The sequence below is a fragment of the Okeania sp. KiyG1 genome, from assembly GCF_014132355.1.
Classification (GTDB): Bacteria; Cyanobacteriota; Cyanobacteriia; order Cyanobacteriales; family Microcoleaceae; genus Okeania.
In genome coordinates this window covers 20,294-46,250 of the sequence record NZ_BLZO01000150.1, presented here as the reverse complement: position 1 = coordinate 46,250, position 25,957 = coordinate 20,294, and the positions used below count along the sequence as shown (strand labels likewise).

The 25,957-nt window shown below is 39.3% G+C and carries 15 protein-coding genes; 4 read left to right on the top strand and 11 right to left on the bottom strand.

Translation table 11 applies throughout. From position 1 onward, the window contains the following. Window positions 1–630: 630 nt before the first annotated feature. Together SAGCYANO_RS34685 and SAGCYANO_RS34680 are read right to left on the bottom strand one after the other, a co-directional pair. The gene (locus SAGCYANO_RS34685) at window positions 631–1,014 is read right to left on the bottom strand and encodes a DUF2784 family protein (protein ID WP_202224206.1); all 384 of its coding nucleotides are present in this window, start codon (window positions 1,012–1,014) and stop codon (window positions 631–633) included. Next, window positions 1,014–2,432 carry an aldehyde dehydrogenase family protein gene (locus SAGCYANO_RS34680; RefSeq protein ID WP_202224205.1) on the bottom strand — a complete coding sequence of 473 codons (1,419 nt, stop codon included), beginning with the start codon at window positions 2,430–2,432 and terminating at the stop codon, window positions 1,014–1,016. Before SAGCYANO_RS34680 ends, SAGCYANO_RS34685 begins: the two co-directional genes overlap by 1 nt. Before the next feature lie 805 nt (window positions 2,433–3,237). On the opposite strand from SAGCYANO_RS34680, the gene SAGCYANO_RS34675 reads away from it, so the two are divergent. Beyond that, window positions 3,238–3,585 carry a hypothetical protein gene (locus SAGCYANO_RS34675; RefSeq protein WP_237396985.1) on the top strand — a complete coding sequence of 116 codons (348 nt, stop codon included), beginning with the start codon at window positions 3,238–3,240 and terminating at the stop codon, window positions 3,583–3,585. Between the two features lie 357 nt (window positions 3,586–3,942). On the opposite strand, the gene SAGCYANO_RS34670 is transcribed toward SAGCYANO_RS34675, so the two are convergent. The 4 genes from SAGCYANO_RS34670 to psb27 all read right to left on the bottom strand — a co-directional run bounded on the left by SAGCYANO_RS34670 (window position 3,943) and on the right by psb27 (window position 9,323). Then, window positions 3,943–4,863, bottom strand: a complete 921-nt coding sequence (locus tag SAGCYANO_RS34670; RefSeq protein ID WP_237396984.1) for a 2-keto-4-pentenoate hydratase — start codon at window positions 4,861–4,863, stop codon at window positions 3,943–3,945. Between the two features lie 33 nt (window positions 4,864–4,896). Next, complete coding sequence (locus SAGCYANO_RS34665; protein ID WP_202224203.1) at window positions 4,897–5,898, bottom strand: pentapeptide repeat-containing protein; 1,002 nt, start codon at window positions 5,896–5,898, stop codon at window positions 4,897–4,899. A gap of 896 nt (window positions 5,899–6,794) precedes the next feature. Further along, complete coding sequence (locus SAGCYANO_RS34660; RefSeq protein ID WP_237396983.1) at window positions 6,795–8,183, bottom strand: hypothetical protein; 1,389 nt, start codon at window positions 8,181–8,183, stop codon at window positions 6,795–6,797. 741 nt (window positions 8,184–8,924) lie between these two features. Beyond that, window positions 8,925–9,323 carry a photosystem II protein Psb27 gene (psb27, locus tag SAGCYANO_RS34655; protein ID WP_202224202.1) on the bottom strand — a complete coding sequence of 133 codons (399 nt, stop codon included), beginning with the start codon at window positions 9,321–9,323 and terminating at the stop codon, window positions 8,925–8,927. A 589-nt stretch (window positions 9,324–9,912) separates the two neighbouring features. On the opposite strand from psb27, the gene SAGCYANO_RS34650 reads away from it, so the two are divergent. After that, on the top strand, window positions 9,913–12,858 hold the full coding sequence (locus SAGCYANO_RS34650; RefSeq protein WP_202224201.1) for an insulinase family protein: 2,946 nt from the start codon (window positions 9,913–9,915) through the stop codon (window positions 12,856–12,858). Window positions 12,859–13,376: 518 nt separating this feature from the next. On the opposite strand, the gene SAGCYANO_RS34645 is transcribed toward SAGCYANO_RS34650, so the two are convergent. Then, the gene (locus SAGCYANO_RS34645; RefSeq protein WP_202224200.1) at window positions 13,377–13,544 is read right to left on the bottom strand and encodes a hypothetical protein; all 168 of its coding nucleotides are present in this window, start codon (window positions 13,542–13,544) and stop codon (window positions 13,377–13,379) included. Window positions 13,545–13,617: 73 nt separating this feature from the next. On the opposite strand from SAGCYANO_RS34645, the gene SAGCYANO_RS34640 reads away from it, so the two are divergent. Next, a complete protein-coding gene (locus SAGCYANO_RS34640; RefSeq protein ID WP_202224199.1) occupies window positions 13,618–14,655 on the top strand; it encodes a hypothetical protein in 1,038 nt (345 codons plus the stop codon). Between the two features lie 294 nt (window positions 14,656–14,949). Continuing rightward, window positions 14,950–15,111, top strand: coding sequence for a type II toxin-antitoxin system HicB family antitoxin (locus SAGCYANO_RS34635; protein WP_202224198.1), 162 nt, complete (start codon window positions 14,950–14,952; stop codon window positions 15,109–15,111). Between the two features lie 169 nt (window positions 15,112–15,280). Here the strand turns inward: SAGCYANO_RS34635 and SAGCYANO_RS34630 are convergent, their stop codons facing one another. From SAGCYANO_RS34630 to SAGCYANO_RS34615, 4 genes are all read right to left on the bottom strand, one after another. Continuing rightward, window positions 15,281–16,900 (bottom strand): GUN4 domain-containing protein, encoded by a 1,620-nt coding sequence (locus tag SAGCYANO_RS34630; RefSeq protein WP_202224197.1) that lies wholly within the window; start codon window positions 16,898–16,900, stop codon window positions 15,281–15,283. Between the two features lie 12 nt (window positions 16,901–16,912). Beyond that, window positions 16,913–17,287, bottom strand: a complete 375-nt coding sequence (locus SAGCYANO_RS34625) for a hypothetical protein (protein WP_202224196.1) — start codon at window positions 17,285–17,287, stop codon at window positions 16,913–16,915. Between the two features lie 568 nt (window positions 17,288–17,855). Continuing rightward, window positions 17,856–22,094, bottom strand: coding sequence for a DNA-directed RNA polymerase subunit beta' (locus SAGCYANO_RS34620; RefSeq protein WP_202224195.1), 4,239 nt, complete (start codon window positions 22,092–22,094; stop codon window positions 17,856–17,858). 773 nt (window positions 22,095–22,867) lie between these two features. After that, window positions 22,868–24,886 carry a DNA-directed RNA polymerase subunit gamma gene (locus tag SAGCYANO_RS34615; RefSeq protein WP_202224194.1) on the bottom strand — a complete coding sequence of 673 codons (2,019 nt, stop codon included), beginning with the start codon at window positions 24,884–24,886 and terminating at the stop codon, window positions 22,868–22,870. Between the last annotated feature and the right edge of the window lie 1,071 nt (window positions 24,887–25,957).

The window sequence follows — 25,957 nt, the reverse complement described above, 5'->3', positions numbered from 1 at the left end:
TTCTTTATAAGTTAATGTTAATTATTCGTATTTGACATCTCCAGGGGTTGAAACACCCTGGATTCTGTGGTTAGTCCACCGCAAATGGGATAAATCCACATTTGCTTAAAGCCTGTCAACAGACTTCTAAACTCCTCGGCGTAAATCAAAGATTTAGCTGTGAGCTTACTTTTTTATAGCTTTCACGAGTGGTTTTACTCAAAATGTTGGAGCAATCTTCTCGCTGCTCTAGCTGCCTACTTGCTTTTCCTGCGGAATGCTGCGCAAACAGCCGTCGTAGGAAATCAATTCCCCGTCTCCTGTCCACCGGAATCTCACCGCAAAGCACGGTCATGTCATGGCGACAAACCTTGTTCCTTATTTCTCTAAGTATAGCAGATTTTTACTACGCTTTATTACCCGCGTGTCGTTATTCAACCAGCCGTTAAAACGGGCGCTGCGTACTTCCTCCCGTTATTTTTTAGGTTTACTTCCCCTCCAGGGAGGGGTTAGGGGTGGGTTATCTTCCTGTAGGGACGTTGCATGCAACGTCCCTACCTAACTTCCCTACTCAAGAAAATATAGAAAAGTTTTTGAGAAATGGTATTACAGTTCCCTGTTCCCTGTTCCCTGTTCCCTGTTCCCTGTTCCCTAGCGCGTAGCGCTATAATACAGATAAAATTTATAACATCCAACACTCCAACAGGAAAAAATTGTGCAATAAATCAAATATTTTAAAAAGTTATCTGCTGGTACAAAACCGCATAAATTTAAAAACAAAGATTTCACAAATTGACCCTGTTGTTCTGACTTTTGTTTGTTAGTTTCACCTAATAGATAATTTTCCAGATTTGTCAATATACAAGTTCCTTGATTTAGTTGCCATTGAATCACCATTAGTGGTATCCAAACTAAATAAATCAATAACAATTTATGAGGTAAGAGCCATCCAGTCAAGGTAAAAATCAAGACAGAAATATGTAATATTTTGAGCAAAAAAACAATTAATTTTTTATTCAGAGATAATTCATTCATTAGCTTTTAAACCACCAAGGATTAATTATAGAATTTACTTTATTTAAAATCGCTTTTTTCCGCAGAAATCTTTTCATACCATCAACTCCCATGCGAGAAGCACCTAAACCGGAAAACTTAAAAGAATTTTTTTCTCCTTCATTAATCAATGCTGTTAAACCCGCATCATTAATACTAATACCTCCAGCATTTATCTGACTAGCAACTGCTAAAGCTTCAGCTTCAGAACCAGCAAAAACAGCAGCACTTAATCCATAAATTGTATCATTTGCTAATTTTACCCCTTCTTCAACAGTAGTAAAAGACATCACAGGTATTATTGGTCCAAAAGTTTCCTCAGTCATGATTTTCATACTATGATTTACACGATCTAAAACTGTGGGCAAACACCAGAAACCACCATCTAAATTTTCGACATTTCCTCCACAATGAATAACCGCACCTTTAGCCACAGCATCTTGTAAATGTTCTCTAATAATCTCAGCTTGTTTTGTGGAAATAATTGGTCCGATTTCTCCAGATTCAATATTGGGATAAGCTAATTTCAGACCTTTAGCTTTTTCGATAAGTTTAGTAATAAATTCTGTCAAAATTGATTCGGCAACATAAATACGTTCTATTGACAAACATGACTGCCCTGCATTAACAACTGAAGCCCATAAAAGTGCCGATGTTGCTAACTCTAAATCTGCTGAAGCTAACACTATTGCTGGGTCTTTACCTCCCAACTCTAAACAAGCTGGAATAAATCTTTTTGCTGCTGCTTCGGCAACTTTTTTCCCTGTAGCAACACTACCAGTAAAACAAATAAAATCTACATATTCTATTAAAGCTGCACCAGTTTCTCCAGCTCCTTCAATATAAGTAAAAACATCACACAACAAGGGAATATTAGCAATAGTTTCTAACAGCGGTTGGATAAATCTCGGAGTAATTTCACTTGGTTTAATTGCCACAGCACAACCAGCAATTAAAGCTGGAATTGCATCAATTAAAGAAAGTAATAAGGGAAAATTCCAGGGACTAATAATACCAATTAATGGATAAGGTGAAAATTGATTTTGTAGTTGAATAAATGGAATTTTTGTAGTTTTGACTGACTCAGTTGATAAGAGTTGCGGTGCTAACTTACACCATCTATCTATACTATTAGCTACAGAGTCAATTTCTAGTTTTGATTCTATTAGTCTACCTGTATCATTGATTAATGCCTGTGTGAGTTTTTCCCGGTGAGAAAATATAATTTCTTTCCATTGTTGCATTGCCTGAATACGTTGTTCTATTCCACACTTTTCCCATTCAATTTGAGCAGAACGTAAATTGAGGCATTTAGTAGCAATTTGTTCTACAGTTACTTGGGTAATAAAATAATCATTTATACCAGTGCGTGGGTTACGAATTTTAATTTGATTAACCATATTAAATAAGGGAGTTGGGCAATTTGAGTTGGGGTTAAGCAGAGATAGAAAATTTTTATGATTTAAGGCTAGAGATATATTTGAGACCTGGTTAACATAACTACAAGTTGTTCGTTATTTATTTGGGACCTACATGGGAGAATAAATTTAAAATTACCAAACTATTAGGCAGATGAGTTAATATTTCTTTGATGGATTCTCCAAAACTCCAAAAGACATCTCCAATGCGACTAATGCCAAGCTCCGAGAACACTACTTAGTTTCAACCTTATGAAGTGATGAAATATTGGTGCCAGTGGTAGTAACAAGTGGCCTATTTTTAGCAATTATAGCGCTACGCATTAAGGTGTTTGACATAAATAGAAGCTGTTTGCGCAGCATTCCGTAGGAAAACCCTTTTGTATTCCCCCTGTTGCCTGTTGCCAGATGAGCTGTTGCCTTGTGCTATACAGAATGTAGTATAACTTGCTAATTTTGTAGGCTTTGTTAAGCTGGTTTTAAGGGTATATCTACTTCGGAAGAAAAATCTATTAATCCTCCTGCGCAGTCAAGGATAAAACAGTATATTTATTCTCTGTGGTTTTTACCGGGATTTATTTCTCAATTCACTGAAAGTTAATCTAGAACATTGCCTGGAATAGCGACACAAAAGCTTTTATTCATTATCCATTAGTAAGCAAGCTGTTCCATATCTCTTTTTTTGTGCTGAACTATTAGTCTATTTCTAGACATCAATTCAATTAAACTATGCTTAATTTTTTGCTTGTGATTTACCTAGTAACTTTACTCAATGAGGACAATGAACATGAATCACCAACTCAGTCTAGTGCTTCAAAATGACAAAAATATTCAACAATTAGGTTGTATTAGCGCTGTACATAATCCTAAGGATACTAATCATTTGGAACGCCGACAACAACAACGTGCTATTAGTTTGCCTATGATGAAAGTTGCCATAATTTATGGTAATAGACAATTTAGTTATGGGGCAGTTACTTATACTTTGACTGATAAGAATTTATGCAGAACTCCTTATAAAAGGTTTATAGATGTGCTGCGAGGATTGAGAGTTGTCTGTGTCCAGGGTTTTCCAGAACCTAAAGTTATGACTGCTTATTGGCATAATAAAACAAAACGAAAAGTTCATAGATAAATGTTGATATATTGCTAGTTAATGAACTTAAACAGTTTAGACTCACTAAACACACTTACCTTCCTCCACCCAACTTACTACTATTTTATGTAGGCTAAAATGTTGGGTGAGAAAATTATTCATGGAAGAAGGAAGAAGGAAGAAGGAAGAAGGAATAAGGAAGAAGGAATAAAGAAGAAGTAAGAAGTAAGAAGGAAGAAGGAAGAAGGAATAAGGAAGAAGTAAGAAGGAATAAGGAAGAAGTAAGAAGGAATAAGGAAGAAGGAATAAAGAAGAAGTAAGAAGGAAGAAGGAAGAATATTACGTTATTTACAACTGATAACTGATAACTGATAACTGATAACTGAAATGACTATACTATTCAAACTTCACAAATATTTCTACAGTTTCATTTGGATTTAAACCTCTATATTGAGCGCGGATAGTAGTATTTGATTTAACTGTAAAAAAATTTGTAATACTCCCCAAAGAAAGTAAATCCCCTTTTTTTAACTGTTTACCTTCTGCTTGTAAAGAATTTTTAATCCAGAGAACAACATTCAGCGGATTACCTAATAAAGAACTACTATTTCCTGATACTAATACTTTACCAGTTTCATCTAATATTTCTAGGTTTAGATTCTTTAAACGACTTTCCCATTCATCAGTATCAGCTAAAGGAATAGGATTACCTAAAATTCCTGTTCTTGCCCCAACATTAATAGCTAAAAGAGCAGGTACATCTAATTTTAAATCTTGACTATAAACTAAATCTGCTAATTCAATAAATGGTATTACTGCATCAAGATATTTTAAAGTTTCTCTAGGAGTTTTAGCATTATTAATTTCTGCACTTCCAACTCTAACAATTAAATCACCTTCGCCTATTGGACGACTGCCAAATTTAGCTGGAATTACAGCACCACTTTCGAGGAACATTTTTTCGAGTAAAGCACCTCGCAAAGGCTGAGAAACATTAAAACGTTGTTGAGCATTTGGATTAGTTAATGCTGCTTTGTAGCCAACTACTTGACCTAAGTTTTTACTAATTTCTGCTATAAATTGCTTTTGAATTTGTTTTGCTTGAGGAATAGTTAGAGTTGCTGCAGTGTCAACAGGAGTTTTTGTCAGATAATTTTCTACCAGATTTTTGACTAACTGAGAATCACTATTTTGAGTAACTATAGATGTAGAATTTTTGTCGGAAGTTTCTGTTTCTGATGAGATTTTTGATGTTTCAAAAGTACAGGCTGAAAGTAAAGATATTAAGAGTAAAATAAGATATTTAGATATATACATAATTTTTAGTTTTTAATAAGGTTTTGTTAGTCTTTAGTCCCATTTATAACAATCGGGAGGATTTTCAGGTTCGGAATCTTTATCTTGCTCAATTTCCTTTATTTTTTCTTGGTTAGCTTGCTTGTCTATAGCTTGTTTATCTATAGGAACCCATTTCCCTTCAGCTATTGTAGTCTTTACATAAATTGCTTCTTTCCAATTGCAGGCTAATTTTATTTGTGCATTACTGAGGTTTTCTGCACCAAAAAGGTAAGCTCCATAGAGGTTAGCTTCACTGAGGTTAGCTACACTGAGGTTAGCTACACTGAGGTTAGCGAAAATGAGGTCAGCTTCACTGAGGTCAGCTCCATAGAGGTTAGCTTGACTAAGGTCAACTACACTGAGGTCAGCTTGACTAAGGTCAACTACACTGAGGTCAGCTTCACTGAGGTTAGCTTGACTAAGGTCAGCTTGACTAAGGTCAGCTTGACTGAGGTTAGCTTGAATGAGGTCAGCTTGACTGAGGTCAGCTTCACTGAGGTTAGCGAAAATGAGGTCAGCTTCACTGAGGTCAGCTTGACTGAGGTCAGCTTCACTGAGGTTAGCTTGAATGAGGTTAGTTTCATTAAGTTGTAGACCAGATAAATCAAATCCATCTTTATGTAATCGTTCTACTGCAGTTTTCACAACCCCAGATTTATCGCCTTTACCCTCATTAATAATAGTCCAGGTAGCAAAAAGTTGTTCTTCTTTTCGTTTTTCAAACCCTGTTAACCAGCTCACCAAACTAACAATAAGAGCAGCATTAGCAAGCAAACCAATAATTTCTAAAGTTGCTGAATTTCTTAACAGATATTCTATATCTTCTAAAAATTTCTCAACAGGAGTTGTTTCCCACCAATCTGCAATACGTCTGATTAATCTGGTTTTTTTTTCAGGAGTTTTTTTGTTAGGAGATTGAATGTTTGGAGGAAAATAAAAACCTTGTTGTCTCAGCTTTTCTATTCTTTCCTCTAATTTTTTGTTCCTTGATTTTTGTTTTCTATTCTTTTTCATTATCTCGATCGCTGATATACTAATCCTAAATGATTTGTGAAAATTTGTGCTTAGGTTTGGAGAGCAACCCCTACAATAAAATATTACAACCTATCTAGTCCAGTAGTAGCGTGACACGCCTAAAATGTTGCATCGGGTAGGGGCGGGTTCCGCGTGAAGTTAATGGTTTTACCCAGGAGCTGGTGAACCCGCCCCCGCACCAATAATCTAGCCGTAACGCACCACTATTAATTAAAAATCATCTTAAGAAATTGATTACCAATCTGTGGGTAGCTTACCGAAAAATTGTGGGTATGCGCCTCCCCTTTTAAGGGGATAATAAAGAAAAATTTTCATGAATTTGTCAATCCTCTTCTTTTCAAGGAGAGGTAATTATTCATTATTCATTATTCATTATTCATTGTTGAACCTTCCTTGAAAAACGGTGCGTTACGCTTCTCTAACGCACCCTACTGGACTGACTATTCTTTTTCATTATCTCTTGATCTTTCTACTTCAATAGTAGACCGATACATCTAAAATAGTGCGCTATATAATTGGGTGCGGGTTCATCTGATTTATGGTTAAGACTTGTTAATTTAATACGGAACCCCCCCTACATTTATTATTCTGGGAAAACTACATCTTAGTCCAGTAGTGCATTAGACTATTGGGGCGGGGGCGGGTTTACTCAGTCGTGGGTGAAACCATTAACTATACGCGGAACCCGCCCCTACTATACGCGGAACCCACCCCTACATTTTTAGCGGGGGCGGGTTTACTCAGTCGTGGGTGAAACCATTAACTTCACGCGGAACCCGCCCCTACTATACGCGGAACCCGCCCCTACTATTGCAACATTTTAGGCGTATCACGCCACTACTATACTTCTAACTACTAAAGTGCTGACCGTTTCTTTATAATCGACAAGACTTACGTTCGCGGGTTTCTTCCACATTTTGCCAACCATAAGAAAAATGACTAATAGAATTAATCTGAGGAGTTGCTCTTCTAATAGCTTGCATTTGGATCTCCAAGGAAGGGCGACCAGTAAAAGGTTGTCCCCACATTCCAGCGATCGCCGGAATAACTGCTACCCCACTAGGTGCCAGGCTCAAAACTCTCTCCACTTGAGCAACAATACAACTAGGGTCGCGATCGCCACAAGTTCCATAAGACATGGGATGCCATTCCATTGAAGCGGGAAACTGATCCCAAGGTTGGAGTCGAGAGTCAAACCCATTATCGCGTACTCTTTTGTTACCACCAGGAAAAAATACAGCACCAGTAGAAAGACCTTTTTGTTTCACTGGTTGAGTCGCCACATTGAGAAAGTCAAGTATTCCTTGAGCTGCATGAGCAACACTCAATTCCCAAACTTGTCGTCCCGAACCTCCTTTCGGTAGTCTACCAGTAGCAGATGCAGTAGTAGCAGGTGAAAAGAAATTTTGCCACTTAGGAGTTTCCCGAGCAGAAACCGCAGAAATATCTCCAGAAGTAACATATCCTTTGTCTAAAAATCTTGTGAGTAATTCCTTTCCTGCTTCATTTTGAGCACGTTGCAATAGAGCTTTCTTAGAAGCTTCACCATAAACCCATAAATCTTTTACTTGATCCGCTACAGAGTCTGGCCCAACTCCACGCAAATAACGAACATAGTCGAATAAAACTCCTTGAGGTTGACGTTTGAGTACCTCATTAACCATAACTGCATAATCTTGACGTGCTTCTGGACTGTAAGGGTCAATAAAAGTATGAAAAGCATGACTTGCACCTAACTGGTCGTGCAAACTTGTATTGTCTGGAATCACATCAAGGGTTGTTTGACCTTTACCATTGCGAGCTAAAGCTTGTTGACGGTTGGGTAGTTGAGAGTAAGTATAGCCAAAGTTGATGGTAAATACCCAAGCATAAGCTCGCAAACCACGAACGCCTGTTTTTTTGAGACTTTCAGCTAATAGATCGACATTTTCATAACCAGGGACGCGCAGTACAGACGGCCAAACTGTGGGATTATTTGCTGCGGGAAGAAGCACTTGTCCATCATAAAAAGCTTCTATGTAAACTTGATTGTAGCCTTTATTAACTACATGGTCGAGTATTCTGTCGATTTCTCCTGGTCTAGCATCACAAGGATATAGTCGCAACCAGATACCTTGAGTTCTTGGCCAGTTTCTCAGGCGACAGTTATTTACTTCTCTACCGTGTTGAATCAAGATATCTTGATATTGCTTTTCTGCTTCTTTGTTTCCAGCTAAGACTGCTTGACGTAAATTTTCTTTTGTAGCGATCGCTTCTGGTGACAACCGACAATAATTATCTGTTTGTGCTTGAGCTGGTTGCTGATACCAAAATAATGGGTTTGCTACTAGGCAAAATAAAGTGCCTAATATACTATATAAGGTTTTTTTGCTTTAATTTTTTCTGTGAAGTATAAGTTTTGTTCATAAGAATAATTAAATTTATTTCCTCATATAAATAAATAGAATAACACCTAATTGTTGATTAGTTATTCGGTCAATAGCTAGTCTTTCAGTATAGTTGAAAAATAAATTGTATAGCACTATGTGCTAGGGAATAGTGGCTCTGGGAATAGCAAGATTTTTTCCTACGGAAACACTCCACTAACAGGATTGAAAAATGTCTTAACCAATGCCTCTTTTGACTCAAATTTATTGTCTTCACCTATTTGCGTAGTCCAATAACTCTTAAATCTTCAAATTGACAAAAAAAATTCGGATTATTGTTACCCGAATTTATATAGTTGCTACGAAAAACTGAGGAGTTACTTATTTTTTTCACATTCTTTATAGGACAAATTACAGCATATTGAAAGTAAATTAGGTATGCATAATAATGGTAAAGTATTTGGAGTGCGGACATCTTGCCCGTTATAGCATCTCCTTTAAAGGAGAAACAAGCGGTCGAGAAATGGCGAAGAAGCCTCGCCATCCCTCGACCAAGAGAAGAAAAAAATCCTTTTATCCAATCCTCTTAATTTATTAAGAAGAAGTAATTCTAAATTCTAAATTCTAAATTCTAAATTCTTACACTCCCCGTTTTAAAGCAAGTTCTACTTGTCTAAATTCTTGATTTAAACGTTTCTTCAATTTTTCAGGCACAGGACGATTTGGATAAGAACTATAATGCCCTGCTAAAGAATTAAGAGCAGTTCTCATAGTAGTAAAAGAAGGTAAAGTCGATACAGAATTATCACGTCGGTAGCGAGAAGCATAATCATTAATTGTTTGACGTGCTAGTGCTTGAGCTTCCGCCTTATCTTCTGTATTTTCAGGTAACTCAATAGCTGTTTTTAAAGTATTTATTAAAGCTAACGTGTCTTGCTGATAATTCCCACTTAAAGTTGCGGGATTATTAGAACAACCCATCAAACCTATTACACAAACGAAAACTAAAGCTAGTACACGAGAAATAAAACGTTTCATAGAACTTTGTTTGCTATGGTAGCTAATTTGTTATTGATTATTTCATACTATAGCGCTATGCGCTAGGGAATAGGGAACAGCGGATCTTCATTAATTGATAATGGATAATGGATAATTGATAATTACCTCGGGTTTTAACCGTTACGGAATTGAATATCAGGAAATATTATTTCTTTTCTCTTGGTCTCATGGATATGGCGCAGGTTTCGGAGCCATCCCTCCACCGCTTTTTCCCCTTAAATAAGAAAAAAAATCCTTTTATCCAATCCTCTTAATTTATAAGAAGAGGTATAGCAATGTGCGCTGGCATATTTACAAATTACAAGAGATGTCCAATAGCTAAAAGCCTTATAATATCGGTTTTTTATTCCCCCTGTTGCCTGTTGCCAGATGAGCTGTTGCCTGCGCACAGCGCTATAATTCTAAATTCTAAATTCTAAATTCTAAATTCTAAATTCTTAAAACATATACTGTTTAACCAAACATTATATTACCTGGAAAACCACCCTTGGCCAGAGAATAAACCGAACTAGAGAAATAGCCTACACTGATAATTAAGTAAAGTAAACAAAATCGCAACTCATTTTCTATGCAAGTATTAAGCGAAAGAACCTTAGAAGTTGGACAACAGTTAGAAGGCTTTGAGGTAAAAGCCATTACCCCCCTCAAACAACAACAGATAGTGGCATATCAACTAGAGCATCTGAAAACTGGTGCAAAACTGCTACACCTCTACTCAGAAGATGCTGAAAATTTGTTTTCCATCAGTTTTCCGACTCCTCCGCCAAATAGCACAGGAATACCCCACATCCTAGAACATTCTGTTTTAGCAGGTTCAGAAAAATACCCTGTACGGGAACCATTTTTTGAAATGCTAAAAATGAGTCCGGCAACCTTCATTAATGCGATGACCGGACCGGACTGTACTTATTATCCAGTCTCCAGCAAAGTCAAACAAGACTTATTCAACCTGGCAGAAGTATACTTTGATGCAGTATTTCATCCTCTGCTGACTGAAAACACATTCAAACGGGAAGGCCACCATCTAGCTCCTGCCGACCCAGAAAACCCTCAAGGCGATCTAAAATTTACTGGGGTAGTCTACAACGAGATGAGTGGTGCCTTTTCCGACCCCGAACAACGCTTAGATAGTATTGCCAACCGAAGTCTATTTCCTGATAACATCTATGGCCTTGAATACGGAGGCGACCCAAAAAATATTCCCGAACTCACTTACCAAGATTTCCGGGAGTTTCACGCTAACTATTATCATCCTAGTAATGCTTACTTTGTTTTCTATGGGAATATTGCCACCCCAGAATATCTACAATTTTTGGCTGGAAAGTTAGATGTTTTTGAACGGCGCGAACCCAACATCAATATTACTCCTCAGTCTCAATGGAGCGAACCCCGTTTCCAAGAAAATTCTTATCCTATTAGTGCCGCAGACTCAGCAGAAGAGAAAACTTATATTATGCTCAAATGGTTGGTGGGAGATAGCACCAACTCTGATGAATGGGTGGCCTTGGATATTCTCAGCCGAATATTGTTGGGAAATGAAGGGGCACCATTGAAAAAGGCGATCGTTGAGTCTCAAATAGGTCAAGACTTACTAAGGTCTGGAGTAGACTCTGTAGGTAAGGAAACTACTTTTCATATTGGTATTCAAGGTAGTGAACCAGACCGTGGTGAAGCGTTCAGTCAGTTAATTATTAATACTCTCACAGAACTTGCAGAAACCGAATTTGAACCTAATCTTGTGGAAGCAGCTTTCCAACAAGCAGCATACCAACATCAAGAAATTGCCAGTATGTATCCTTTGCGGATGTTGTTCCGGGTGATGCAAACTTGGATTTATGGTAACGACCCATTAACATTTTTGCAGATCGGCGATCGCCTCTTTGAATGCAAACAACGTTATCTTGAAAACCCTAATTATTTCAACGACCTCATCCACGAAAAGTTACTCAACAACCCCCACCGTTTAACTTTAGTATTGAAGCCAGACCAAGAATGGCAATCTACTTATGACCAAGAAGTAGCAGCACAAGTGGAACAGGTACGTTCTCAACTGACTCCAGAAGAGCTAGAGCATATAGCTAACGAAGCAGAGGCACTAGAAGTAGAGTCAGGAACTCCCAACGACCCAGAAGCAGTAGCTAAACTGCCTCAACTACAGGTAAGCGACTTACCACCCAAACCAGACGATATTCCTACTGATGTCGAACAAATTGATGGTGGAGTGACACTATTACGCAACCATGTGTTGGCAAATGGAGTAAACTATTTACAACTAGATTTTAGTCTGCGGGGGTTGCCTGAAGATTTGTGGTTGTATGTACCTACTTATATAGATGCTTTGCGGAAGTTGGGTGCAGCAGATATGAATTACGAAAATATTGCCCGACGCATTGCTTCTTATACAGGCGGAATTAATTTTAGAACTCAGTTGCGGACTCACGCTCAAGACCCTTATCGTCCTATATATGGACTTCGTGTTACTCTGAAAACCCTTGACGAACAACTACAACCGGCATTAGATTTATTGCGAGATTTGATTTTTGCAGTCAACCCTCGCGACACAGCTAGACTACGAGATGTTGTTAATCAGTCTCTGGCTCAGAGTAGTTCGGATTTGGTTTACAATGGTATCTATACAGCCATGTTGCGTGCAGGCGCTGGCATGACAGCAGAAGCTAAAATCAGCCAAATTATTAACGGTTTGCCTCAATTAGAGTTGCTAAATAAAGTATGCGACCGCTTTGATGAGCATGGGGCAAATTTGATGACTAAAGTTGAAACTATCCGCGATTATGTTGCGAATCAACCTTTAACTGCTAGTTTCACTGGTTCCGACAATGGTTATGAGCTGGTGAAGAAAACCATCTCAGAGTGGAGTCAGCAGCAACAGCAACAACCAGGAGAGAATTTTCCTAATCGCTTCGATCCTATTTACAATCTACGGGAAGGTTTGGCAGGTCCTGTACAGGTTGCATATTGCGTTCAGACTATGCCTGCACCTCACTTCAGCCATCCCAAATCTCCATTGTTAGGATTGGGCGCTCATTTGTTGGGTTTGGGTTATCTATTCAGTGAAATTCGCTTGAAGGGTAATGCTTACGGTGCTGGATGCTCTTACAGTGGGTTAGGAAAGGTGATTTCTTTGTATTCTTACCGAGACCCTCATGTTAGTCGTACTCTTGAGGTGTTTGCAGGTTTGATAGATTACATCAAAGATTTAGATTGGACTCAGACTGATGTTGACCGAGCTATTATTGCTACCATTCAGGATGATTCTCCAGTGTTACGCCCAGAGATGGCTACAAGTTTAGCTTTAGAGCGTTATTTGATAGGGAAAACTCCTGAAGTACGAGAGGAACGTTATCAGCGATCGCTCAATGCTACGGTAGCGGATGTGAAGCAAACTTTGTTAGATGTGTTTACTTCAGGAATGGAGCGCAGTAACATTTGTGTGATGTCTTCTCGCGCCAAATTAGAAGAAGCAAACACATTGGAAATTTCTGATATTCTGTGATTTCAGAATAGTTAGGGTTTGCGTATGGAAAGTCTTTTTGCTGGGGTAGGAGACAACCCACCCCTAACCCCTCCCAGGAGGAAAAACCCACCCTAACCCCTCCCAGGAGGGAAAAACCCACCCTAACCCCTCCCAGGAGGGGAGAAATGGGAATGAGCGAGGAGGTAGAAGTAAAAATTGTCCCTTAATTTTTCTGCCCAACTATGCGCCTAAAATACTAACACGCATGAGCGTTTTAGACTGAAACAGGCGCACTGCAATTCGACTCCAAAAAGGCACTTGTCTTTATATGTCAATGCTTTTAGATTTAATCAGCAAGCCCTAGTTAGATAAAATCAGTTAATCAGTTAATTGCTTAATGGCTAATAGGTAATGGCTGAATAGGTTATTAGTTGTTAGCCATTAATTTTCAGCTTCTCAGTTAAATATGTCAGCATAAATACTTACTGAATCCTTGACTCCTATTGACCACTATAATTTACTTTTGACTTCTGACTTTTAACTTTTGACTTATATTTCTATACTACATTTTGTGGTGCGGAATGTGGGTTATATCTATTATTTTTACCTTTTTTATTTCTTTCTTCTTCCCTCTTCCTTACTTTTACCTTTTTTTCCTCAATATTTCTTTCTTCTTCCTTCTTCCTTCTTCCCTCTTCCTTACTTTTAGCATTTGTAGCAAACATCCATCACCTCTGGTATTACCCACTATTTGATGCAATAATATTTCGGCACTATGAGCTATGATACTGTCCTGTTATGCCTGAAATTCCCCAATTTCCTGAAGCTCTTGCTGAAGCACTCAATAACTTTCCAGAGCTAGATTTGGACCTACCAGACCCAGAAGATGAAAATATTCCAGACTCAGACTTTCAAAAAGTAGTAGACACAGCATGGAAAGTTTGCGATCGCTTCGACCTCCAGACAGAAATCTGGCGGGGACGCATCTTAAGAATAATCAGAGACCGAGAAAAAATAGGAGGCGATGGGCGAGGTAGCGGATTTCTAAATTGGCTCAAGGAAAGAGAAATCAACAAGAGTCAAGCTTATGCCCTCATAGAATTGGCCAATAGTGCTGATACTTTAATTGCAGAAGGACATTTAGACCCAGACTCCATTAATAATTTTAGTAAACGGGCTTTTGTAGAAACAGCAAAATCTGTTCCAGAAGTCCAAGAAATGGTGACAGATGCTGCTAAAAAAGGCGATCGCATCACTAGACGAGAAGTCAAACAACTAGCAGATGAATGGATGGCCATTAGTTCAGATTTACTCCCCGACGAAATTAAAGAAAAGGCCACATCCGGTTCTATGCCACCACATTATTTAGCTCCCCTAGTGCGAGAAATGGAAAAATTACCAGAATCTCATGTGAGCGCAATTCAAGAGGAGATCGTCGAAAATCCTGAGTTAGATACCGTTAAGCAATTGACCTCAGATGCCAAAAACCTTTCTAAATATCTTGATGCAGCAGCAAAAGTTCAAGCATTGAATGAATCACCGTTAGACATGGAAATGGTACTAGAAGAAGCTTTGAGATTAGAATGTCTGAATGTAGTCGCCGATCTAGTAAAACAATCTGGTCAACTAGAAGCAACAACTGCTAAACTTTACAGCACCTGGAAACGAGTAGGTAATCTATCAGAACGGTTATTTGTTGATACTGGTGCTAGTACACCTCATTTACGACATTTGTTAGGGTGTTTAGACAAACTATCCAATAATGTAATTGAAATACGCCTAGGTGAAGTCAATGACCAAATGATTCGTCTACAAATACTCTCGGATGGAGATTAGGGGAGTGAGGGAGTAGGGGAGTAGGGGAGTCTAGTCTAGTAGGGTGCGTTAGGCGTTAGCCGTAACGCACCACTATGTGTTCTGTTAAAAAATTACACAAAGAATTACTTATCAAGTAATCTGTGGGGTGGAATAAGCTTTCCTAAAAAATGGTGCGTTACGCTTCGCTAACACACCCTACTGGACTGTTCTACAATTTGAGCAACCCGTGATTCTAAGTACAATTCAAGCATTACAATAAACTTTAAATTTTTTACTGATAACTGATAACTGATAACTGATAACTGAAAAAAGATGCGATACCCAGTTAAACTCAAACAAACTGATGAAGGATATGCTGTTTGGTGTCCTTATTTACCTGGATGTTGGTCTCAAGGAGAAACTGAAGCTGAGGCATTAGAAAATATTAAGGATGTCATAGAATCTTATTTAGAATATATGAAAGAGTTAAATTAAGATAGTGAGTTGCATAATTCCTAATAATAAAAAATAACCATTTCGTAGGTTGGGTAGAACGCGGTGAAACCCAGCACTTATTTATTGATTTAGATGTAGATTTTTGTTGGGTTGCGCTGCCGCTTAACCCAACCTACTAGACTGATAACTGATAACTGACTCAGAACGCTTATATGTTACAGTCTACAAGTCTCTGCGCGAGAGAAGAGTATACTCCACCAACACCCCATCCCCCCAAAGTCGAAGTCAAGTCCGAAGTCAAGTCCACAAAACTACCCCACGACGCCCCACAGCGGGTACTACCGGTGCCCCCCCACGACTCCCCAGCTGGTATGTGCCCCGTGTAATGCGACGATATATCTCGTGTCCAGGTTAGCTCATTGTAGCTCAACCATCTGTCTTCTTTTCTCCATCCAACTTTCTCTCCAAACTTTTCCCATACCTCTCGATTATACTCTCCTGTTCCACCCAAACTCTGATAAATTTTCTTCTGCACAGAAAATCCAAATTTACCATTACTATATTTTACCCAAAGCTGGTCAATTGTGCGGAGGTCTGTACAAGGAAAATTTTCTACATCTTCTATGTCTAGATATCCTTGCTCCTCTTGCCCCGAAACTTTCAACATACAACGAGCAGTTTCCATATCTGCCTCTTTCCACTCCCCATTTGCTAGGAAGTCACGGAGTTTTGTATAGTTTATATTTTTGTCAGAAAGTAATTCTATTGACCATCCTTCCTCAATAGGTGCAACATCCTCATCTCTCAATTCTAAAAGTGACTGAATTTCCTGCAAAGTTTCACGTTCTTTTTCTGTAAAAGGATAAGAATTTTTAACTGCTTTACTAAAGATTTCCTCATAATGTTTTAACTTTTTCTGAAACTGAATATAAGGTTCCATTTCCTCAGCTTCAATTACCTTTGCTTCCTCATCAGATATTCCATATATCTTGCATAATTCCTCCAATAAAAAACTATTTATAAAATCTATCTCGCCATTATTTTGACGCAATATTTCCTGTACCTTACGACGATATTGTAATTTCGGATCGTCTTGAGGAGAACTTGCTAAATAAATTCTATAACCCTCCTTCACAGGTGCAAATTGAGGAGTCATTGCCGGAGATTCTTCATGTACCTTTTCACTCACATATTGATGCAATTCATCCGCTGAAATTTTGCCATTATTATCCGTATCTGCTGCTCCAGTTTTAATCCCTTCAACTAGATATTTTGTATAAATAGATAATTCCGAACCTTCCGACTCAAAAGAACTTTGAACAGCACTAGAAGACATCAAAATCGCCCTACCTTTACCCCCTAATTCTGCTTGAATATCTATATTTTCATCTCCTTTAGCAGTCATTCCCTTAGTAAACGCGCCACTATAACAACAGTCAAGAATCACAACCAGACGTTGGGAAAAACTATCATTCATGTGACTTTGTAAAACACTAGCACCCACAGCAGTCGGCGTAACAATTCCCCGTTGACCTTTGCGAGTTTTAGGAGTAGCTAAAAATAAATTACCCTCTCGACTTTTAACTCCATGACCAGAAAAATAAAAAAGTAAAACATCATCCTTATTCCGGTCAGCAAACAATTCATAAATAGCCTCTTCTATCTGTTGACGATTAGAATTTTTCAACACTGTAATCTCATCAAAACCTCCCATTTCCGAATTACCTAAAACATCCTTCATTGCCTCAACATCTTTAACCGCACTAGGCAAAGCAGGAAATTCTGGGAGGTATTCACTAACTCCAATTAATAGAGCTATTTTGGCCATGAAAAAATCTCCTTAAGCCTTCAAAAAATCATCCACTTCTGCCAAAGCTTTTTTCAAATCTTCCATATTACCAACTTCAATATCTATCTTTCGACCATTACCTTCAGCCTTAATTTTAACAGTCTTACCAGAGAGGCGATCGCCCAAATATCCAACCAAAGCTTTGAGATTTTTAGCATTAATTTCTGCAGTGAGAATTCCTACTAAAAAACCGCCGATATTTTTAGCACCAGGTTCGGCAGTTTCTATTGATATTAAATCTGCTTTTTGAACGCCATCAAATCCTTCAATTTCCGACAAAATATACCGGGTATCTTCTTCAAGTTTATCCTCTTCTAATTTTGAGTCAGATAGAGTAATTGTTAGTTGAATATTTTCTAATGACATAATATTTAATTGTTAGTTTTCAGGAATAAAATTACTTATACATAGGAGAAATAATATCATATATTGTTTGGTTATGCTTAAGCCCCCTAAATCCTCCAATTCTGGGGGACTTTTAGAGTTTTATTCCTCCCAAAAATTGAGGGACTTTTAGAGTCTTATTCCCCCCAAAATTGGGGGGCTAGGGGGGCAGAAGGAGGCATTGCTGAATTGAAGCATGAATGCGCGATTGTTTGCTTCTGGTAAAGCCCCCTAAATCCTCCAATTCTGGGGGACTTTTAGAGTTTTATTCCCTCCAATTTTGAAGGGCTTTTAGAGTCTTATTCCCCCCAAAATTGGGGGGCTAGGGGGGCAGAAGGAGGCATTGCTGAATTGAAGCATGAATGCGCGATTGTTTGCTTCTGGTAAAGCCCCCTAAATCCCCCAATTCTGGGGGACTTTTAGAGTTTTATTCCTCCCAAAAATTGAGGGACTTTTAGAGTCTTATTCCCCCCAAAATTGGGGGGCTAGGGGGGCAAAATCATACTTCTTCTTTCTTCCCTCCTAAATTCTAAATTCTAAATTCTAAATTCTAAATTAAATCTGGCGTATTCTCATCAAAATCATCAAAACCATCATCACCATCATCATCATCATCAATTAAGTCATCTTCTAGGTCGCTAGGAAAATCGGAATCAAAAGGATCTGGCACAAAATCAGAGTCATCTAAAACTGATTCACTATTACTTAGAATCGCAGGAAAATCAGGCATAGTATCATCTATCAATTGATTTTGCTCTTGAGATATGCCTTGAGAATCTTCAAAATTATTATTCATAGGTGAATTCATAGGTGATAAATTCAGATTACTTTCCAATTCTAACGACCGTGCTGTTTGATCGTCTAAGACCACACCTTGTAAATTCTCCTCCTCAATAATATCCATATCCTCATCCCAATTTTGTTCCAAACGACTAATCTCTGCACTCAAGGCATCTTCATAAGCATTAAAACCAGTACCAGCAGGAATCAAACGCCCAATAATCACATTTTCCTTCAATCCCCTTAACCAATCTGACTTACCTTCAATTGCCGCCTCCGTTAATACCCTTGTAGTCTCTTGGAAACTAGCTGCAGAAATAAAGCTATCTGTATTCAAGGAAGCTTTTGTAATCCCCAACAAAACTGGCGTATACTGAGCTGTTGCTCCACCAGTAATAGACATAGCCTCATTCACCTGTTCCACTTGTCGTAACTCTATCAACTCTCCAGGCAACATAGTAGTATCACCACCATCATCAATCTTGACCTTAGCAGTCATCTGACGCACAATTACCTCAATATGTTTATCAGAAATATCTATACCCTGAGATTGATAAACCGCCTGCACCTGGTCTACCAAAAACTGCTGACAAGCCTCAAAACTCCTCAAACAAGCCTCATAAATACTCTCATGGTCGCGGTAATAGTTGAAGAAAATCTCCAGAATTTCATGGGGGTTTTGAGGCCCATCTGTGAGTGATTCGCCCACATTTACATTTTGTCCATCAGAAACAATCACATTCTGCCCAGGACCTATGGGATAATCTGTAATTGTTCCGTCAGGCGAAACCACGCTAGCCTCTACATTATCCTCATTAACCTTAACCTGAGCTTGACCAGGATACTTCACTAAAAGACAAGACTCTTTTGGTTTACGCGCCTCCAACAATTCTTCAATTCGAGGTAAACCCTGAATAATATCCCCAGTCTTAGCACGCTCAAATACCAACAGTACTAAATTATCCCCTCGTTGTACCAAGTCCCCATCCATGGTCAGCAGTATCGCTCCTGCTGAAACACGATAAGGTCGGCCTTGACGTAACATAACTTGATAACTTTCTTCACCATTATCAGCAACTATTTTCTGAATCTTAGAAACCATACCTGACTGTTGGAGAGTTACTCCAGGGGCAATTTCCGCACCAGCAACTAATAAATCCCCTTGAGCTACAGATGGCAAAGTATTAACTGGTATTTTAATTAAGTCAGCATCTCTGACTATCAAAATACGACGAATAGCTTCCGAACCTTCTTTAATACCGCGTACCTCGCCAGCTTCTTTGGATAAAATTTCCGTGCGAGCAACCACTGCACCAGCTTCTATTACATCCCGGTCTTTCACCAAAAGTTCGGTACTTGTACTACCATGAGTTGTATCTGCCGTTACATCGCGACGAATTACCAAAGATTCTAGAATCACCAACTGCAAACGCATTACTCCCTCTTCCTTTGGATCTGGTGATAACTCAATATCAGCAGCTAATTGAGGAGCTTCTTCTCCAATCTCTAATACTAACTGGGTTCGTAGTAATTCCACACCTTCTACAGATTTAACTCGTTCTCCATCCTTAAAAGGAATACGTTGGACTGCCCTTAACTCAATAGAAGAATTAATTGATTTCTGAGAAGGAACACCAGGATCGTCAGGCACATGAAATTCCGTCACAGGCCGTAATAATAATCCAGGGTTTTCTGGAGTTTCTACATATTCAATATACTTTAACTCAGAGACTGCTAATCCTGGTACCACTTCCTTTCCTGGCATGGCAATCTGACCATTGATTAGACTTAAATCCCCTAATTCTGCTTCATAATCTCCACTATGCAGTTCACCTGGTTTAATTACCACTTCCCTGAGAATGTCATTTTTTTGGTGTACTTCTACAACTCCATTAGACAGACAGAAAATATCCTTAACTATTTCTGTGCCTGCTTCTACATATTGACCATCTTCTACCAATAACAAAGATATATCTTTATTGATTTCGTGGCATTCTTCAGGAATCCATAGCAATGTACCACCTTTTGTCACTTCGTAGCCTTGTTTAGCTTTACCACGTTTGAGAACCTCTACTCCAGCATATTTAATGATGCCACCTGTAGTAGTTTTATAATTCTCTTCTAAAAGTTCAGCAATAACTTCGTGGTTACCAACCTTACTGCCAGGAGAAACTTTCAAAGCAAATCGTTGATGATTTTGGGCTTCAATGATATACTGGTCTCGGTTAGCAATGGTTTCCATCCTAACTTTTGCCTGGTCTAGTCGCACACTTGCAGTAATAACTTCAATCTCACGAGGTAGATGACTTTGTGCTTTCGTATGCACTGGTAGTTGGGTAGGAACGTTAGCCATAGTCATTGAATCTTCAGACTCATCTGTTGTTTGCTGTGGAGTTCCTGCACTCAAGATATTTTGATTTTTTTCCGTAGAAGGAATTCGTACCACACCGCCATGCTCTGTTACCAACTTAGTCTCAGCAATTACACTATTCAGACTAATTTGGGTAGCATTTTTGACTACTGCTTCTGCACCTGGTGGCAGATTATAAACTTCTCCTGATAAGATCCAGATGAGACCTCCTCTTTGAGCAATGCGCGTCGTTGTTCCTTGTCTATCTACTTTTTCTTCCTGCACCAACTTAGCAAATAGAACTTCCCCTGCTAAATCTGAGGCTACTTCTTTTGTAACTTTCTCAGTTGTTTTTCTTACCTGGCCTGCCTTTGGTACTTCTGCTAAAATTTCTCCTGCTAACACTTGTTGGTCATTTTCCACCATCAAAATAGAACCTTGAGCAATGAATATACTTTCTTTACTACCACCAGCTCCTACTATTGTCAGGTCAAAATTATTTTCTGCAATCATTGCTTCGTCCCCATGACGAGTCCGGAATGACCTGGTACGCACATTTGATGGATACTTGACTACACCTGCAAAAGGAGATGTGAACTGACGTGCTACTTCCCCTGTAAATACACCACCAGTATGGAATGTCCGCATTGTTAATTGAGTACCTGGTTCACCGATAGACTGAGCAGCAATAATCCCAATAGCTTCTCCCATATCTACTATCTCACCATGAGCTAAACTCCACCCATAGCACTGTTGACAGACAGACCGGGGTGACTCGCAAGTCAACGGCGATCGCACAAATACTTTTTCTACACCTGCTTTACCTATTGCTTTAGCTAAGTCTTCTGTAAATACTTGATTTCTGACTGCTTGAACGCCACCACTACTAATAATTTCTCCTGTTTCTGGATGTTTAACATCTTCTCCTGCTACTCTACCCAATAACCTGTCTTGTACGGGAATTAACACGCGTTCGCCATCTTTCATGCTTGTCACTGTTACTCCCCGCTTTGTGCCACAGTCTGCTTCCCGAACTATTACATCCTGAGAAACATCAACTAAACGACGAGTCAAATAACCGGAGTCAGCAGTCCTCAATGCTGTATCAACCAAGCCTTTCCGCGCACCATAGGAGGAGATAATATACTCCGTTACAGTTAAACCTTCCCGGAAATTAGTTTTAATTGGCAAGTCAATAATTTCCCCTTGTGGATCTGCCATCAGACCACGCATTCCCACTAACTGACGCACCTGAGAAATATTACCCCGCGCTCCAGAAAATGCCATCATATAAACTGAATTTAGAGGGTCACTTGCCTTAAAGTTACGGACCACCTCATCTTTAAGATTTTCACTGGTAACATTCCAGGTATCAATTACTTTTTGAAAGCGTTCTACTTCAGTAATTTTTCCTTTAGTATAGCGGTCAGTTGTATCGCGAATTTCTTCCTCTGCGGCATCTAAAAGTTGTCGTTTAGAAGCAGGTATTCGTAAGTCATCAACACTAATAGAAACTCCTGCCTTTGTCGCATAACGAAATCCTAAATCTTTCAGCTTATCTGCCATATCTGCAGTTCTGGCTGTACCATAATTATTAAAAGACCAAGAAATTAGCTTTTTCAGTTGACCCTTATTAATAACTCTATTCCGAAAAATCATGTTATTCTCTACCTTTGTTTGTTAGTTTACTAATTCTATTTACAGCAGTTTTCGAGTTGATGAGGTACAAAATAATTAATAATTAATAATTAATAATTAAATAATTCTGGTTTAAAGCCGACCCTTTTAAGGGGAAAAAGCGGTCGTTTTGCTTCGCATAACTACGTTAACGGCTGTCGCCGACATGTTTGCGCAGCATGACAAACGGAAAAAGCGCAGCGCACCCGTTGGGTGGGATGGATGGGTTTCCTAACCATATCCATGAGACCAAGAGAAAAGAAATAATATTTACTTATATTCAATTCCGTAACGGTTAAAACCCGAGGTAATTATCAATTATCAATTATCCATTATCAATTAATGAACTTTTCCTTCTGTTAGCGATCAACAGCGGTGTCAGCTCAGTTTGCTAATTTGCGACCTGGTTTGTGGCACTTTCCACCTCTGTCGCTGACGTGGTGAGTTAGTGCGGTCTTTCAGGTCTCCCTGAGTGGAGCAACTCATACCGTTTCACGGAAGTCACAAGTCAAAATTCAGAAGTCAAAAGTGAAAGTTTATAGACTGAAAGTAATGGTTATACACTAATTTCAGCTTATTCTTTCACATCATCAGTTGCCAACTATGGCGTTGCTGATTTGAGGTACGATATCTTTCCGGATAAGAAGGCAAGCAAAAGACTTTCTCCTTCTACTCCTGTTTCTTTTTCTTTCTTCCCTCCTGACTCGGTCTTTCCCCTCCTGGGAGGGGTTAGGGGTGGGTTGACTCCTGACTCCTTACAAAACACTTTCAATTGTCTGATTGAGAATTATGCGACCAGGCGTTGTCACCACAAACTGTGTCGCTGCTTCTCCATTTATCTCCCGCACCTGGCGAGATTTAATATGAACCTGTTTAATTTTTCCCTGTGGAGTGTAATGAACCCGATACAAGTGATAACCCCTAACTACATCTCCATTTTCTAGAGTTTTCTCTGACTTCAGCTCTCCCAAATTATCGGGTAATATCTTGCTATCCAATGGCATCCAATAACTTTTAACCGCAACTTCTTCTGATATCTGTTGGATATCGGGAGGCATTTCTTCTGGTTTATCTGTTTCTACTGCCACATCACCAGGCAACCTCAAATACACATAAGTATGTAACCCTAGCTTAGACTGTTCATAAGCTAAAATTACATCATTAAAGTTAGCAAAATATAGTTCTTTTCCACCTTGCTCCCTATGGTTTTCTGCTGTCAGATAATAACAACCTAATACCATATCTTGAGAAGGTGTAATAATTGGGCGACCAGTTGCAGGAGACAAAATATTATTCGATGCCAACATCAATAACCTTGCCTCTGCTTGCGACTCTAAAGAAAGTGGCACATGAACCGCCATTTGGTCGCCATCAAAGTCAGCATTAAATGCCGGACAAACTAAAGGATGTAACTGAATTGCACGACCATCTACTAAAATAGGTTCAAAAGCTTGAATACCTAATCTGTGTAAAGTTGGTGCCCGGTTCAACATCACTGGATGACCTTCTATTACTTCCTCCAACACATCCCAAACATTAGGGTCTCCTCTTTGAATCAGTTTTTTAGCAGCCTTAATATTATTAACTAACCCCTGACGAATTAACCGATGAATGACAAATGGTTGAAACAATTCTATTGCCATTTCTCGTGGTAAACCACACTGATTAATTGCCAATTTTGGTCCGACAACAATTACCGAACGTCCTGAATAATCAACCCGTTTACCTAACAAGTTTTGCCGGAAACGACCTTGTTTTCCTTCAATAATATCACTCAAAGATTTCAGAGGTCTGTTGTTTGCACCTACCACAGTACGACCACGACGACCATTATCAATCAAAGCATCAACTGCTTCTTGCAACATTCGTTTTTCATTACGGATAATAATCTCTGGTGCTAAGATTTCTTGCAGTCTTGCCAAGCGATTATTTCGGTTAATCACTCGTCGATATAAGTCATTCAAATCGCTAGTTGCAAAGCGACCACCATCCAACTGTACCATTGGACGTAGGTCTGGTGGAATGACTGGAATTGCATCTAAAACCATCCATTCCGGTCTTGAACCCGTAGCGACAAAATTATCAATTACTCGCAAACGTTTAATTAATTTGGCGCGTTTTTGCCCTTTAGAATTAGCAATTTCTTCCCTTAGTTTTTCTGCTACCTCTTCTAGATTAAGATTTTGTAATAAGACTTGTAGAGCTTCAGCACCAATGCCAACTTCAACCCCAACTATTGTTGAATCTTCGCTATAAATTTGATCTTCAATTTCTAGCCAAACATCCTCTGTTAACAGTTGCTGATAACTTAAACTTTCGTGGTTACCTGGATCTAATACCACATAAGCATTGAAGTAAACAATTTGTTCTACATCTCGCAATGGCATATCTAACAAAATTGCCATATAACTCGGAATACCCTTGAGATACCAAACATGAGTAACTGGTGCTGCTAATTTGATATATCCCATACGGTGACGGCGCACCCGTGACTCAGTTACTTCTACTCCACATCTTTCACAAACAATACCTCGATGTCGGACTCGCTTATACTTTCCACAATGACATTCCCAATCTTTTGCTGGACCAAAGATGCGTTCGCAAAACAAACCATCCATCTCTGGTTTTAGAGTCCGGTAATTAATAGTTTCTGGTTTAGTAACTTCTCCTACTACTGTACCATTTGGTAAAGTTCTCTCTCCCCAGGCACGAATTCTTTCTGGAGAAGCTAGACCAATTTTGACATAATCAAATCTTTGTTCAAGTTTTGGCATTTTTACAATAATAGAGTTAAGACTACAAAATTAAGAGGCATTGCACATTAAGCGAATTATTTTGGATGAGGGAATTGAGGAATTGTTAGTAGTGGAGTGGCACATCTAAAATGGTGCATCGGGTAGGGGCGGGTTCCGCGGTAGGGGCGGGTTCCGCGTTAACTGAATGGTTTTACCCAGGACCTGGTGAACCCGCCCCGGTTTTACCCAGGACCTGGTAAACCCGCCCCCGCACCAATAATCGCTCTGCATAAAATTAGCTGTGTCAGTCCAGTAATGATGAAATTCGGTTTTTTTGAGTCACACTCCCAACCCATTTTGGGCAGTATCATCTTAACTAAGGTTAGTAAATTGGGCGTTGCTGAATTGAAGTATGAATGTGCGATTGTTTGGTTCTGGTAAAGCCCCCGCTGGTCCCCCATTCAACAAAAAGCGAAGCAACATATGGCTTCCCCCATTCAACACAAAGCGCAGCAACATCTGGCTTCCCCATTCAACACAAAGCGCAGCAACATCTGGCTTCCCCCATTCAACACAAAGCGCAGCAACATCTGGCTTCCCCCATTCAACACAAAGCACAGCAACATCTGGCTTCCCCCTTTCTAAGGGGGACGGGAGGGGGATCATACAGGGGGACGGGAGGGGATCATACAGGGGGACGGGAGGGGGATCATACAGGGGGACTTTTAGAGTTTTATTCCCCCCAATTTTGGCTTGCTCGGCTAGCTCTGCATCATACCCAGAATCAGCAACGCCGTAAATTGCAGTAGGTGTCAGGTTATCTTTTCTTTTGCGGGTTTAATACCCCACCGTCAACGGGTGGTGCTTAAAATTGCTTGGGGTTATAAGACACGGAGTGGCCGGTCGAAGACTATCCATAAGCAATTTTCCCTTCTGCCTTCTTCAAGAGAACAAATATCATCACAATTAACCTACCACCTATCACCTAATTTATCGCAGTTGAAGCAAAGGGCGCGGACAGCTCAAGAATCTCAAACTGAGAACAGGTAAGATTTTCTCTTCTACCCTCTCTCTACCTCCCCCCTTTCAAAGCTGTTTTTTATAAACATC

What these genes read in the sequence shown, in the direction of transcription:
- SAGCYANO_RS34685 (WP_202224206.1), bottom strand. Translation starts at nt 1,014, where the DNA reads ATGAATGAATTATCTCTGAATAAAAAATTAATTGTTTTTTTGCTCAAA.
- SAGCYANO_RS34680 (WP_202224205.1), bottom strand. Translation starts at nt 2,432, where the DNA reads ATGGTTAATCAAATTAAAATTCGTAACCCACGCACTGGTATAAATGAT.
- SAGCYANO_RS34675 (WP_237396985.1), top strand. Translation starts at nt 3,238, where the DNA reads ATGAATCACCAACTCAGTCTAGTGCTTCAAAATGACAAAAATATTCAA.
- SAGCYANO_RS34670 (WP_237396984.1), bottom strand. Translation starts at nt 4,863, where the DNA reads ATGTATATATCTAAATATCTTATTTTACTCTTAATATCTTTACTTTCA.
- SAGCYANO_RS34665 (WP_202224203.1), bottom strand. Translation starts at nt 5,898, where the DNA reads ATGAAAAAGAATAGAAAACAAAAATCAAGGAACAAAAAATTAGAGGAA.
- psb27 (WP_202224202.1), bottom strand. Translation starts at nt 9,323, where the DNA reads ATGAAACGTTTTATTTCTCGTGTACTAGCTTTAGTTTTCGTTTGTGTA.
- SAGCYANO_RS34650 (WP_202224201.1), top strand. Translation starts at nt 9,913, where the DNA reads ATGCAAGTATTAAGCGAAAGAACCTTAGAAGTTGGACAACAGTTAGAA.
- SAGCYANO_RS34645 (WP_202224200.1), bottom strand. Translation starts at nt 13,544, where the DNA reads ATGTTTGCTACAAATGCTAAAAGTAAGGAAGAGGGAAGAAGGAAGAAG.
- SAGCYANO_RS34640 (WP_202224199.1), top strand. Translation starts at nt 13,618, where the DNA reads ATGCCTGAAATTCCCCAATTTCCTGAAGCTCTTGCTGAAGCACTCAAT.
- SAGCYANO_RS34635 (WP_202224198.1), top strand. Translation starts at nt 14,950, where the DNA reads ATGCGATACCCAGTTAAACTCAAACAAACTGATGAAGGATATGCTGTT.
- SAGCYANO_RS34630 (WP_202224197.1), bottom strand. Translation starts at nt 16,900, where the DNA reads ATGGCCAAAATAGCTCTATTAATTGGAGTTAGTGAATACCTCCCAGAA.
- SAGCYANO_RS34625 (WP_202224196.1), bottom strand. Translation starts at nt 17,287, where the DNA reads ATGTCATTAGAAAATATTCAACTAACAATTACTCTATCTGACTCAAAA.
- SAGCYANO_RS34620 (WP_202224195.1), bottom strand. Translation starts at nt 22,094, where the DNA reads ATGATTTTTCGGAATAGAGTTATTAATAAGGGTCAACTGAAAAAGCTA.
- SAGCYANO_RS34615 (WP_202224194.1), bottom strand. Translation starts at nt 24,886, where the DNA reads ATGCCAAAACTTGAACAAAGATTTGATTATGTCAAAATTGGTCTAGCT.